Origin of the sequence: Intestinimonas massiliensis (ex Afouda et al. 2020), assembly GCF_001244995.1 — a bacterium.
Lineage (GTDB): Bacteria > Bacillota > Clostridia > Oscillospirales > Oscillospiraceae > Intestinimonas > Intestinimonas massiliensis.
The window spans coordinates 578,773-590,926 of sequence record NZ_LN869529.1 but is presented as its reverse complement, the minus strand read 5'-3'; the positions used below and the strand labels follow the sequence as shown (position 1 = coordinate 590,926).

At 66.0% G+C, this 12,154-nt stretch carries 10 protein-coding genes and 1 pseudogene; 4 read left to right on the top strand and 7 right to left on the bottom strand.

Going from position 1 to position 12,154, the window contains the following annotated elements; translation table 11 throughout:
* Nucleotides 1-169: 169 nt before the first annotated feature.
* Nucleotides 170-949 (bottom strand): annotated as a pseudogene (locus tag BN2154_RS16570) (PD-(D/E)XK nuclease family protein); the annotation flags it as partial.
* A gap of 139 nt (nt 950-1,088) precedes the next feature.
* On the opposite strand from BN2154_RS16570, the gene BN2154_RS06815 reads away from it, so the two are divergent.
* Both BN2154_RS06815 and BN2154_RS06810 read left to right on the top strand, forming a co-directional pair.
* Nucleotides 1,089-1,472, top strand: a complete 384-nt coding sequence (locus BN2154_RS06815; protein ID WP_050618106.1) for a BlaI/MecI/CopY family transcriptional regulator — start codon at nt 1,089-1,091, stop codon at nt 1,470-1,472.
* A complete protein-coding gene (locus BN2154_RS06810) occupies nt 1,465-2,586 on the top strand; it encodes a M56 family metallopeptidase (protein ID WP_050618105.1) in 1,122 nt (373 codons plus the stop codon). The genes BN2154_RS06815 and BN2154_RS06810 overlap by 8 nt, the downstream gene beginning before the upstream one ends.
* 54 nt (nt 2,587-2,640) lie before the next feature.
* Here the strand turns inward: BN2154_RS06810 and guaB are convergent, their stop codons facing one another.
* The 3 genes from guaB to BN2154_RS06795 form a co-directional block, all read right to left on the bottom strand.
* Nucleotides 2,641-4,113, bottom strand: coding sequence for an IMP dehydrogenase (gene guaB / locus BN2154_RS06805; protein WP_195892319.1), 1,473 nt, complete (start codon nt 4,111-4,113; stop codon nt 2,641-2,643).
* Between the two features lie 73 nt (nt 4,114-4,186).
* Nucleotides 4,187-4,945, bottom strand: a complete 759-nt coding sequence (locus tag BN2154_RS06800) for an acyl-[acyl-carrier-protein] thioesterase (RefSeq protein WP_050618104.1) — start codon at nt 4,943-4,945, stop codon at nt 4,187-4,189.
* A 15-nt stretch (nt 4,946-4,960) separates the two neighbouring features.
* Complete coding sequence (locus BN2154_RS06795; protein ID WP_050618103.1) at nt 4,961-5,575, bottom strand: hypothetical protein; 615 nt, start codon at nt 5,573-5,575, stop codon at nt 4,961-4,963.
* Nucleotides 5,576-5,717: 142 nt separating this feature from the next.
* Here BN2154_RS06795 and spoVAD point away from each other — a divergent pair, with 142 nt between their 5' ends.
* Together spoVAD and spoVAE are read left to right on the top strand one after the other, a co-directional pair.
* Nucleotides 5,718-6,737 carry a stage V sporulation protein AD gene (gene spoVAD, locus BN2154_RS06790; protein WP_050618102.1) on the top strand — a complete coding sequence of 340 codons (1,020 nt, stop codon included), beginning with the start codon at nt 5,718-5,720 and terminating at the stop codon, nt 6,735-6,737.
* Nucleotides 6,738-6,740: 3 nt separating this feature from the next.
* Nucleotides 6,741-7,109 (top strand): stage V sporulation protein AE, encoded by a 369-nt coding sequence (gene spoVAE, locus BN2154_RS06785; RefSeq protein WP_094762402.1) that lies wholly within the window; start codon nt 6,741-6,743, stop codon nt 7,107-7,109.
* 45 nt (nt 7,110-7,154) lie between these two features.
* Here spoVAE and BN2154_RS06780 read toward each other — a convergent pair whose 3' ends face one another.
* From BN2154_RS06780 to gatA, 3 genes are all read right to left on the bottom strand, one after another.
* Entirely contained in the window at nt 7,155-9,125 is a 1,971-nt protein-coding gene (locus tag BN2154_RS06780) for a bifunctional metallophosphatase/5'-nucleotidase (RefSeq protein WP_050618101.1), read from the bottom strand.
* A 112-nt stretch (nt 9,126-9,237) separates the two neighbouring features.
* Nucleotides 9,238-10,677 carry an Asp-tRNA(Asn)/Glu-tRNA(Gln) amidotransferase subunit GatB gene (gene gatB, locus BN2154_RS06775; RefSeq protein WP_050618100.1) on the bottom strand — a complete coding sequence of 480 codons (1,440 nt, stop codon included), beginning with the start codon at nt 10,675-10,677 and terminating at the stop codon, nt 9,238-9,240.
* Complete coding sequence (gene gatA / locus BN2154_RS06770) at nt 10,674-12,146, bottom strand: Asp-tRNA(Asn)/Glu-tRNA(Gln) amidotransferase subunit GatA (protein WP_050618099.1); 1,473 nt, start codon at nt 12,144-12,146, stop codon at nt 10,674-10,676. Before gatA ends, gatB begins: the two co-directional genes overlap by 4 nt.
* Nucleotides 12,147-12,154: the final 8 nt, after the last annotated feature.

Here is a 12,154-nt window from a genome sequence, read left to right as displayed (position 1 = left end):
CCTCCGCCGCCGTCCGCTCCACCTCCGACCGGGGGGAATCGGCCTGGAAGAGCTCCACCGCCGGGGCAGGCTCCTGCCACACGTCCGGCACGTCGGCAAAAAGCTGGGCCTCCACATGGGCCAGAGCCGCCGTCCGGGGGGCCCCCGGTCCGGTCCAATGGGCCGCCTCAACCGTGGTCCCCGCCTCCTTTGCCAGCCGCAGCAGGAAGGCGGCGGTCCGCCGAGCGGGGGCGAAGATGCCGGACTCCCCCTCCCCGTCCAAGGCTCCGCAGGTGAGGGCCACGGTGACGCTGCGGGCCTGAGCCAAAAGCTGCCGCAGCACCAGCCCCTGCTGGGGCGTGAAGTCGGTAAAGCCGTCCACATACACGTCCATGCCGCCGGCGTAAGCTCCCATTTTCAGCCCCTCCGCCAGCCGGGTGAGCCGGTCCCGGGGGTCGGCGGCGGTCCGGGCGGCCAGGGCGTCGTAGGCCCCGAAGATGAGCCCCAGGTCCCGCAGCTTCTCCCCCTCCCGGCCCCCGGTCTCCTCCCCCGCCCCGGCCAGGGCCGCCGGAGTGACCTGATACTGCTTGCACTCGTCCAATGTGGCCAGCAGGCCAGTCAGGAAAGCAGGCTTGCGGGAGGGGCGCTGATAGACGCTCAGATGGCCGGACACCGACTTCAGCGCGGCGTACATCAGCAGCAGCCGCCCGCCGGGGTCCAGGGTGGGGACGGCTACGCCGCCCACCTCCGGCTGGGAAAAGACCCGGCTGGCCAGCCGGGTGAAGGACAGCACCTCGGCATAGAGGGAGACCTGGTTCCCCGCCACGGCGCACAGGGCCCGCTCGGTATCGTGGCTGGCCTGCTCCGGCACGAGAATGAGCTGTCGCCGCTCCCCGCCGTTCCGGGCCGCCGCCCGGAGTATGGCGGTGGTCTTGCCGGACCCCGCCCGGCCCAGCAGCAGCTTCAGCATGGGACCTCCCCCTTTCTTTTGTTCCCAGTATACCAAAAAAGACCCCGCGTGAAAAGAGGGAAAGCCCTTGACTCACCTACTAATGTAGGTGTATAATGCGGGCAAATAAACCTACAAAAGTAGGTGAGCGAGGTGTCGTATGCTGCGTCTGTCCGATTCCGAGTGGGCGGTCCTGGAGGCTCTTTGGCACACCGGGCCCGTCCCCCTGTCCACGCTGGTGGAAGAGCTTCGCCGCCGGGGGTCCGCCTGGGCCCCAAACACAGTCCATACCCTGCTCACCCGCCTGTCCCGCAAGGGGGCGGTGACGGTCCACGGCGGGGCCCGCCCCTTTCGGTACGAGGCCGCGGTGGACCGGCGCTCCTGCGAGGGCGCCCGTTCCGCCGACCTGCTGAGCCGGGTCTTTGGCGGCTCCCTGTCCGGCCTGGTCTCCACGCTGATGGACAGCGGGCAGGTCTCCGATGAGGAGCTGGACCGGCTGGAGGCACTGCTGCAAAAAAGGAGGGAGGGCGAACGGCATGAATGACTGGCTCCGCCTGCCCTACACGCTCTCCACCTGGTTCGTAGCGGTGTGCTACGCCACTCTGCTGGCCTCGCTGGTCCTCTGTCCCCTGCTCCTGCTGCGGCGTCTGGCAGGCAGACGGCTGCGGTCCCTGTCCCGTATGGCCCTGTGGTATGTCCTGCTGGCCCTCATGCTCCTGCTGCCGGCATCCATGCACTGGGGCACCGGCTTCACCTTCGTCGGCCGGGTGGGGCCGGACTACGCCCTTCCCCCGGTCTGTTTTACATTCAGGGCCCTGGGCCGCCTGGTCTCCGACGGCGGAGGCCCCTTCTGGCAGCCCAGCGGGGCGCTTCGGCTGCACGTTTTCGCCTCCCTGTCCCCCAACCGGGGCCTTTTCGTCCATGAGATGGACGGCATGCCGGTCCTGCTGGTCTGGCTGGCCGGCTCGGCCCTCTCCCTGCTGCTGCCGGCGGCGGGCTATCTCCGGCTGCGGCAAAAGCTCCGCGGGGCGGACCGCCCCGATGAAAAGACCGCGGCCCTGGTGACCGGCTGCGCCCGGGAGCTCTTCGGGCTAGAGCCCCCGGCGGTCCGGGTGGTCTCCCAAGCGCGGTTTCCGGAGCTCTCCTGTCCCTGTCTGGCCGGGTGGCGGCGGCCCGTGCTGATCCTGGTCCGGGAGCAGTGGGAGGCTCTTACGCCGGAGGAGCGCCGCAGCGTGGCCGCCCATGAGCTCACCCATCTTCGGCACCGGGACAATGCCCTCAACCTGCTTTTGGTGGCTCTTCAGGCAATCCAGTGGTTCAATCCCCTGATCCCATTCGCTTTCCGGCGGCTGCGTCAGGACCTGGAATGCCTGCGGGATCAGGAGGTGCTGGAAAAGCTGCCCGAAGAGGAGGGTCTGGCCTACGCCGGGGCCATCGTGCGGCTGGCCCGGATGCGACGGCTCCGCCGCCGCCCCGCCCTCCACAGCGGGATGCTCTCTGCCAGCGGCCTGGGCTTCCGGGTGGAGCTGCTGGGTGAGACAGCGCGCTATCCGCGCCCGCAGGAGGCCGCACTTCTGCTGCTCTTTCTCCTGCTTATGCTCACTCCCCTGCTGCTGCGCACCCTTCCCGGCCTCTTTTCCGCCTCCATCGCGTGGTAGCGGGATGCAAACGGGCCCGGCCGTCCTTCGACGGTCGGGCCCTTATGCTGTGTCTTACGGATTGAGGGTGTAGTTCGGCGCTTCCTTGGTGATATAGATGTCGTGGGGGTGGGACTCCTTCAGACCGGCGCTGGTGATCTGCATGAACTGGGCCTTGCTGTGGAGCTCCCCGATGGTGGCGCAGCCGGTATAGCCCATACCGGAGCGCAGGCCGCCCATCATCTGGTAGATGGTCTCGCCCACGGGACCCTTAAAGGGCACGCGGCCCTCCACGCCTTCGGGTACCAGCTTTTTGTTGTTCTGCTGGAAGTAGCGGTCCTTGGAGCCCTTGGCCATGGCTCCCAGAGAGCCCATGCCGCGGTAGACCTTGAACTGGCGGCCCTGATAGACCTCGGTGTCTCCGGGAGACTCCTCGCAGCCCGCCAGCAGGGAGCCCAGCATGACCACGTTACCGCCGGCCGCCAGAGCCTTGGCGATGTCGCCGGAATACTTGATGCCGCCATCGGCGATGATGGGCACGCCGTACTCGGTGGCCACCTGGGCAGCATCATAGACGGCGGTGATCTGGGGTACGCCAATGCCGGCCACCACCCGGGTGGTGCAGATGGAGCCGGGGCCGATGCCCACCTTCACGCAGTCGGCGCCCGCCTCGATGAGGGCGCGGGTGCCCTCGGCGGTGGCCACGTTGCCGGCAATGAGCTGCACGTCGGGATAGAGGGCCTTGATGCGCTTGACGCACTCGATGATGTTGTGGGAGTGGCCGTGGGCGGAGTCCAGCGCCAGCACATCGGCCCCTACCTCCACCAGAGCGGCCACCCGGTCCAGCACGTCGTCGGTGGCGCCGATGGCGGCACCCACCAGCAGGCGGCCCTTTTCGTCCCGGGCGGAGTTGGGGTACACGGTGGCCTTCTCGATGTCCTTGATGGTGATCAGGCCCTTGAGCCGGAACTCGTCGTCTACGATGGGCAGCTTCTCGATCTTGTGGCGGCGGAGGATCTGCTTGGCCTCCTCCAGGGTGGTGCCCTCCTTAGCAGTGACCAGATTCTCCTTGGTCATCACGTTGTCGATGAGCTGGTCCATATCCACTTCAAACTTCATGTCCCGGTTGGTGATGATGCCGATCAGCCTGCCGTGGTCGCAGATAGGCACGCCGGAAATGCGGTACTTGGCCATAAGCTCGTCCGCCTCCGCCAGGGTATGGCCGGGGGCCAGCCAGAAGGGGTTGGTGATGACCCCGTTCTCCGAGCGCTTTACCATATCCACCTGCTCGGCCTGCTGGCCGATGGACATGTTCTTGTGGATGATGCCGATGCCGCCCTCCCGGGCGATGGCGATGGCCATGCGGGATTCTGTGACGGTATCCATGGCGGCGCTCATCACCGGGATATTGAGCTTGATCTTCTTGGTCAGTTGGGTATGCAGGTCTACGTCGGCGGGCAGGATGTCGCTCTCTGCAGGGATGAGCAGCACATCGTCGAAGGTCAGGCCCTGCCGGGCGAATTTGCTGGCGGCGTCAGTGTTGATCATGGACTCCACTCCTTTTCTATCTCAGATAAAAGCATCCTGGGCTGTCCCCGGGTCAAAATATATTGCGCCTATTCTACGCCCCGGCCCCGGGCTTGTCAAGGGGGGAAAGGATCAATGCGGCCTCAAATCTGGCTTTTCCCTCGATCCCCTGGCCGCGGACATAGTGGGTGCCGTCCTGAAAGCCGGTATGCAGGTGCAGCTTCTCCCCCGGCCGGCACTCCTTGAGATAGCCGATCTGGAGCGAGGACACGCGCCGCCCCGCCCCCAGCCGCTGCATGTCCAGGGCGTCGCAGGCAAAATCGGCATAGCGGACATTGTTGACATGGCCGTTGATGTCGGCGTCGCTGTAGCGCATGGGCCGCTCCTCCGCCGGGTGCAGCGCCACGGGAACCCGCAGCCGCCCCAGCGTCTTGTCCTTACACAGCTCGCCGCCGGTGGTATCCCGGAATTCCATTACATTGCTCAGCCGGAACAGCTTGTGGGTGTCCAGATCGGCCAGCACCCACACGCTCACCGCCTCCCCGACGCGCTCGCCGTCCCGGAAGAGGTCGAAGTCCCGGTACATGGAGGCGCCCTTGTCCCCCCGGTGCCAGGTCCGGATCGTGACGGTGTCGTCCCAAAACAGCGGCCGGTCCAGCCGGTACCACATGCGGGCCAGCATCCAGAACACGTGGTACTTGTCGATCATCTCCTCCCGGGAGACGTGCAGCGCGCAGGCCGCCTCAGTGGCTGCCTCCTGGAGATAGCCCAGCAGGGCCGAGGGGCGGCATTGGTTGAAGGGGTCCACATCCCGGGAGTCAACCCGAAAGCTCCGCTCATAAAAAACACTCACGCTTCCGCTTCCTCTCTAGTTCCCGCTTCTTCCCCGGATGACCAGGGTGTTTTTGCAGCAGAGATCCTCCAAGTCGTCCGCCGTGGCGGCTGGAATGCGCAGGGCGGCGCCGCACTGGGCGCAGGAAAGGTCCACCGAGCTGAAATTCACCTGGAGCTTCCACTCTCTGGAGCCGCAGGTGCAGGAGACGCCGCCCCGCTGGGCGATGTCTCTGAGCTCAGAGAGAACCTCGTGCATGATGATGTCGTCCAGGAAGGTGCCCTCGGCTCCGGCGGAGGCCTCCAGCTTGTCCACCGTCTCCTCCAGGCGGCGCATGGCGGCAAAGACGGCGCCCTCCTCTCCCACGTAGCAACAGTCCAGCCCCGAGGCGGCGCAGGCGAAAGCCAGCGCCTTTTCATGAAGGAAGGCGTGGGTGGAGCAGGAGACCGAATGCTCCTTTTCGCACAGCAGGCAGGGCACCGTCAGGTTCACATGGTCGCCCAGCATGTCGATCTTCAGCGCGGATTTTCCGCAGGGGCAGGGGACGCTGGAGGGTCCGGCGGCCAGGGAGAACACTGTTTTTTCCGCGAGGACCGGCTGCCGGCACTCCGGACACAGATATGCAAGGGTACGCTTTGGCTCTTCCACCATGTCAGCTCTCTCCTTTATGCAAGTAGTAGTATTATACCTCATTTTCCAGCTTTTGACCAGCACGTCCCCTGCCAAAAAGCCTTTTGATATTTTGCGGAAAACTGTTCAAACTATTGCCAGTCTGAAGCATAGGAGAGATACCATGACCACGAAAAAACTGGGCAGGCAGACCGTGGCCTTCGCAAACCCGCCCTCCATCGCCGGCCACGCCAACGTGGTGGGCAAAAAGGAGGGGGAAGGGCCGCTGTCCGCCTCTTTTGACTTCATCAATCAGGACGACACCTTTGGCGAGGCCAGCTTTGAGAAGGCCGAGAGCGCCATGCAGAGAATGGCGCTGCAAAACGCCCTGGACAAGGCCAAGCAGTCCGCCGCCACGCTGGACTATATCTTCGCCGGAGACCTTTTGAACCAGTGCATCGCCTCCTCCTTCGCCGTCCGGGGGCAGGACATCCCCTTTTTCGGCCTCTACGGGGCCTGCTCCACCATGGCGGAAAGCCTCACGCTGGCCGCCATGATGCTGGACGGCGGTTTCGGGGAGTGGTGCGCCGCCATGGCCTCCTCCCACTTCTGCTCCGCGGAGCGGCAGTACCGCACCCCGCTGGAGTACGGCGGCCAGCGGACCCCCACGGCCCAGTGGACGGTGACCGGCGCGGGGGCGGTGGTGCTGGCCCGGGAGGGGGACGGCCCCTATGTCACCCACGCCACCGTGGGTAAGATTGTGGACAAGGGCATCTGTGACGCCAACAACATGGGCGCCGCCATGGCTCCGGCGGCCTACGAGAGCCTGACCGCCCACTTCTCCGACACCGGCCGCGCGCCGTCTTTTTATGATCTGATCGTCACCGGCGATCTGGGCAGCCTGGGCAGAGAGATCGTCCTGGACCTCTTCCAGAAGGACGGCGTGGATCTGACCAACTACGACGACTGTGGCTGCCTCATCTTCGACGCCCAGGCGCAGGACGTCCACTGCGGCGGCTCGGGCTGCGGCTGCTCCGCCGCCGTCCTCACCGGCTACCTGCTCAACGGGATGCGGGAGGGGAAATGGAAGAACCTCCTCTTCTGCGGCACCGGCGCACTGCTCTCCCCCACCTCCTCCATGCAGGGGGAGAGCGTCCCCGGCATCTGCCACGCCGTGGCCATCAGCACACAGAAGGGGGGTTAGCGTATGGACGTCTTTCTGGAATATCTGCGGGCTTTTGTCTGCGGCGGCATCCTGTGTGCCATCGGACAGATCCTCATTGACCGCACCCCTCTCACCCCCGCCAAGATCCTAGTACTCTATGTGGTCTCCGGTGTGGTGCTGGGTGGTCTGGGCCTCTATAAATATGTGGTGGAATGGGGCGGCGCCGGCGCCACCGTCCCTCTCACCGGGTTCGGCTACCTGCTGGCCAAGGGCGTGGCCCAGGCCGTGGCCGAAAACGGCTTTCTGGGGGCCTTCACCGGCGGCATCACCGCCGCCGCAGGCGGCATCGCCGCCGCCATTTTCTTCGGTTACCTGGTGGCTCTCATCTTCAAGCCCCGGCCCAAGGGCTGAGGCAGAAACACGCCTCTGTGCAAAACACAGAGGCGTGGTTCCCATTTATCTGCCCCGGTAGGGCCGGTATCGGCCGCGGCCGCGCCGCCTGCCTCCGCCCGCCGCGGCGCGGCGGACGAGCCGGACCGCCAGCAGGAGTACTGCCAGGACCCCAGTCAGAGCCGCCAGGGTGATTCGGTTCGGGTTTTTCAGAAGCTGGACCGGGTTCCAGGAGGGGGCAGAGAGCTTTCGCCCCTCGGGCGCGGCATAGCGCGGATCCACCGTGCCCATGCTGCGCAGGTAGGCTGCCAAGGCGTACCACTCCTTCAGCTCCGAGCCGCTGGAGGTGCGGATGATCTGTTCTTCAAAATCGGTGACCGGCACCCCGTCCGCATCCTTGGGGGTAATGGTTAGGATGCCGAAGGACTTGCCGTTTACCGCCCCCAGCATCTGGCCGGAGTAGAGCCCCGTGACCACCCGGTAGAGCCGGTCGTCCTCGATGGGGAGGGTCGTCCCATCCCCCAGCACCTGGGCGCAGTCGGTGACCTTGTTGAAGATCATCCGGCGGGGGTTCCAGGTCCAGGTCATGCCCGCCCCCCAGAGCTGCGCCGCCGGCATCAGTGGCGTCACCGAGGCGTCCACCTCAAAGGCATCCTTCAGCTCCCGCCCGGTGATGTAGACTGAGATGAGCGGGTAACCCGGCGTGCCATCCCCGCCGGAGCCCAGGGAGGAGACCTGGAAGGCGTCGGACACGGTGATCGGTCCCTCCGCCAGGGAGGCGCGCACCACGCCGGAGGCCACCACGGCAAAGTCCACCGGCACATAATCTGTCCCCTCGGCCTCTTTGACGGCGAAAAGGTAGGAGTCGGCGATCAGATTGCCCAGGCCGTCCTCCGCCTGCTCCTGGCCAAACTGGTCAATGGGCGTAAAGTCAAAGGGGCTGTGGGCAATGACCTGATCGAAGGTGAGGCCGTATCCGGACAGGTAGGTCTGATCCACCTTCTCCTTGAACGCCGCCGCCAGGGCCGCCGCCGCCGGGTCCTCGGGGACGGTCTCATCGACGGGGAGGAGCTTGTACTCCAGCACGCTCAGACTCTGGCCGGGGCCCGCCTTTTTGGCGATGGTCAGCCGCCCCAGATTTTGGGTGTACTCCCCGCAGGAGACGATGAGGGTATCGTTGACCCGAATGGGCTCCGGCGTGGTGGCGTGGGTATGGCCCGAGAGGATCACGTCGATGCCGTCCACCGCCTTGGCCAGCTCGTAGTCCTCCCCTTTTCCGTTCTCCGTGCCCGAGTGGGACAGGCAGATGACAAAATCGGCGTCAGCCTCCGCCTGGATCTGGGCCACGACCCGCTTCGCCGCCGCGGCGACGGGCTCGAATTCCATGCCGGACATGGGAGCGCATTCGTCGGCGTCCACCCCCAGCACGCCGAACACCGCGACGCGCACGGGCTCTGCCGGCCCCTCCCGGGACTCCCGCTCCTTTTCGATGACCACGTAGTCGGTGACGCCATAGGCGTTCCAGGCATCCCAGGAATCCGCATCGCTCTCCGGCGGCTTGTAATTGGCCTGGACCAGGGCGGGCAGCGCCTCTCCGCTGGCCACGGCGGCCCGGAGCATGTCGGCCAGGCCGGCGGCCCGGTAGTCAAACTCATGGTTGCCCAGGGTGGTCGCGTCATAGCCCATGGCCCCCAATGCCCGGAGCTCCGGCGCGTCGGTGGCGTAGATGGTCTGGAACAGCGAGCCCATGGAAAAATCCCCGGCGTCCAGGGTGACGGTGGGACCCTGGACGGCCGAGCCGTCGGCCAGCACCGCGGGCCTTTTCCGCTGCTCCTTCAGCAGCGTGGCCAGGCGGGTGTAGCCGCCGTATTCCCCGCCCCCCTCAGCGGACATGGGCAAAAAGTGATCGTGGGTGTCATGGGTAAACAGGATGGTCAGGGTCTGGCTGGGCGCGTCGGCGGCCGCGGGCAGGGTCAGGCCGCCCAGCAGCAGGACCGCACACCACAGCAGCGCTCCCATGCGTCGAATGGACTTCATATCCCATCTCTCCCCTCTCCGTCGGTTACCGGTATTATATCAGCTTTTCCCCGCCGGTAAAAGACCGTCCGCACAGAAAACGGGGGACCGGCCACGGCCGGTCCCCCGTCCTTCACTTCATCTGCTCCAGCTTCTCCCGGATGGTCTGGTTGACCACCTGGGGCGAGGCCCGGCCCTTGAGCTCCCGCATCACCTGACCCACCAGGAAGCCGAAGGCCTTTTCCTTTCCCGCCCGATAGTCCTCAATGGACTTGGGGTTGGCGGCCAAGACCTGCTCCACCGCCCGGCCCACCAGCCCGGCGTCGGAGACCTGCTCCAGTCCGTGCTCCTTCACATAGGCGTCCACGTCGCCGTCTGCCACGAACACGGCGTCGAATACCTTCACGGCGGTGTTGCGGTTCAGTTTCCCGGTCTGGACCAGCTCGATGAGCCGGGCCAGAGTCCCGGGCGTAAGGGTCATATCCTTGGCCTCCAGGCCCTGGGCGGAGAGCTGCCGCAGCACCTCTCCCATGATCCAGTTGGCCGCCTGCTTGGGGGCCGCCCCCAGCGCCACCGTCTCCTCAAAGAAATCGGCCAGGGCCTTCTGACCGGTGATCATCCGGGTGTCATAGACGGGCAGGCCCCAGTCCCTCTGATACCGGGCCATCTTGGCCTCCGCCATCTCGGGGATCTCCGCGCGGACATGCTCCAGGTATTCCTCCGAGAGCTCCATAGGTGGGATGTCCGGCTCGGGGAAGTAGCGGTAATCCTGGGCGTTCTCCTTGGAGCGCATGGCAAAGGTGGCGTCTTTGTTCTCATCCCAGCGCCGGGTCTCCTGAACCACCCGTTTTCCCTCCTGGATGAGCTCCACCTGCCGGCGGGCCTCATATTCGATGGCCCGGGCGATGGCCTTGAAGGAGTTCAGGTTTTTCATCTCGGTACGGGTGCCCAGCTCCTCGCTCCCGGCGGGCCGGACGGACAGGTTCACGTCGCAGCGCAGAGAACCCTCCTGCATCTTGCAGTCGGAGACCCCCAGGTACTGGAGGATGGAGCGCAGCTTCTCCAGATAGGCGATGACCTCCTCGGCGGAGCGGAAATCGGGCTCGGTGACGATCTCGATCAGGGGCACGCCGCAGCGGTTGTAGTCCGCCCGGGTCTGGTCGATCCAGGGGTCGTGGACCAGCTTCCCCGCGTCCTCCTCCATATGGAGCTCATGGATGCGGATGGTCTTTTCCACCCCGGAGGCCGTTTGGATGGGCACTTTGCCGTTCCGGACGATGGGCAGATAGAGCTGGGACACCTGGTAGGCCTTGGGTAGGTCGGGGTAGAAGTAGTTCTTCCGGTCGAACCTGCAATCGCGGGTGATGGTCCCATTCAGGGCCAGCCCCGCCTTGACGGCGAACTCCAGCACCTTCTCGTTGACCACCGGCAGAGCGCCAGGCATCCCGGTGCACACCGGGCAGCAGTGGGTGTTGGGGGCGCCGCCGAACGCGGTGGTGCAGGAGCAGAAGATCTTGGTTTTCGTGGCCAGCTCCACATGGGTCTCCAGGCCGATAACCGTCTCCCAGGTCATTGCGCGGCGCCTCCCTTCGGCATCTTGGTATGGAACTGCGTGTCCTGCTGGAAGGCGTGGGCGGCGTTGAGCACCCTGGCCTCCCCCAGCGCGGGGCCGATGAGCTGGGCCCCGATGGGCAGACCCCGGGTGTCAAAGCCGCAGGGCATACTCAGCCCCGGCAGCCCCGCCAGATTGAGGGGCACGGTGTAGATATCGGACAGGTACATCTTCAGCGGGTCGGACAGGCTCTCCCCCAGACGCGGCGCGGTGGTGGGCGCCACGGGGGTGAGCAGCAGGTCATAGGTCCCAAAGGCCTCGTCGTAGGCCCGCTTGATGAGGGCCTTCACCTGAAGGGCCTTTTTATAGTAGGCGTCGTAGTAGCCGGTGGACAGCACAAAGGTCCCCAGCAGAATGCGGCGCTTGACCTCGGAGCCAAAGCCCTCGGTACGGGTTTTGTTGTACAGATCGGTGAGATCCTCATAGCCCTCCGCCCGCCAGCCGTACTTCACCCCGTCGAACCGGGACAGGTTGGAGCTGGCCTCGGCGGCGGCAATGATATAATAGGTGGGGACCACGTATTCCATCACGGGCAGAGCGAATTCCTCCACCACGGCCCCCCGGGCCTTCAGCACGTCGGCGGCGGCCAGTACGGCGGCACGGACCTCCGGGTCCAGCCCCGCCCCAAAGCAGTCGGCGGGCAGGCCGATCTTCATGCCCCGCACATCTCCGGTGAGGCCGGCCAGCAGTCCGCCCGCCGACACATCCAGACTGGTGCCGTCCCGCCGGTCCTTCCCCATGACGGCGTCCAGCACGGCGGCGCAGTCGGCGGCGGTGCGGGCGATGGGGCCCATCTGGTCCAGAGAGGAGGCGTAGGCGATGAGGCCGTAGCGGGAGACGGCGCCGTAAGTGGGCTTCATGCCGGTGACGCCGCAGTAGGCGGAGGGCTGACGGATGGACCCGCCGGTGTCCGAGCCGATGGCGTACCAGCACTCCCCCGCCGCCACGGCGGCGGCGGCCCCACCGGAGGACCCGCCGGGCACCCGGCCCGGATCCCAGGGGTTCTTCACCGGGCCGTAGAAGGAGGTCTCGGAGGTGGAGCCCATGGCAAATTCGTCCATGTTCAGCTTGCCCAGCAGCACCGAGCCGGCGGCCCGGAGCCGCTCGGTCAGCGTGGCGTCGTAGGGCGGGGTGAAATCCCCCAGAATCTTAGAGGCACAGGAGGTCTTGACCCCGCGGGTGCAGATGTTGTCCTTGAGGGCCATGGGCACACCGGCCAGCGGGCCCAGCTTCTCCCCGGCGGCCAGCTTTTTCTGCACCGCCTCTGCCTCGGCCAGCGCATGGTCGGCCAGGGTGGTGATGAAGGCGTTGTTGTCCGGCTGGAGGGCGGCCATCCGGTCCAGGGCCGCCTGGGCGGCCTCCACGGCGGAGACCTCCCCGGCCCGGATCTTTTCGCCCAGTTGGAGGGCGGTCAGCTCATACCATTCCATATCCACTC

Excerpts from the sequence above, each read along its gene's own strand:
- BN2154_RS06815 (WP_050618106.1), top strand. The coding sequence starts at position 1,089 with ATGCTGCGTCTGTCCGATTCCGAGTGGGCGGTCCTGGAGGCTCTTTGG.
- BN2154_RS06810 (WP_050618105.1), top strand. The coding sequence starts at position 1,465 with ATGAATGACTGGCTCCGCCTGCCCTACACGCTCTCCACCTGGTTCGTA.
- guaB (WP_195892319.1), bottom strand. The coding sequence starts at position 4,113 with ATGATCAACACTGACGCCGCCAGCAAATTCGCCCGGCAGGGCCTGACC.
- BN2154_RS06795 (WP_050618103.1), bottom strand. The coding sequence starts at position 5,575 with ATGGTGGAAGAGCCAAAGCGTACCCTTGCATATCTGTGTCCGGAGTGC.
- spoVAD (WP_050618102.1), top strand. The coding sequence starts at position 5,718 with ATGACCACGAAAAAACTGGGCAGGCAGACCGTGGCCTTCGCAAACCCG.
- spoVAE (WP_094762402.1), top strand. The coding sequence starts at position 6,741 with ATGGACGTCTTTCTGGAATATCTGCGGGCTTTTGTCTGCGGCGGCATC.
- BN2154_RS06780 (WP_050618101.1), bottom strand. The coding sequence starts at position 9,125 with ATGAAGTCCATTCGACGCATGGGAGCGCTGCTGTGGTGTGCGGTCCTG.
- gatB (WP_050618100.1), bottom strand. The coding sequence starts at position 10,677 with ATGACCTGGGAGACGGTTATCGGCCTGGAGACCCATGTGGAGCTGGCC.
- gatA (WP_050618099.1), bottom strand. The coding sequence starts at position 12,146 with ATGGAATGGTATGAGCTGACCGCCCTCCAACTGGGCGAAAAGATCCGG.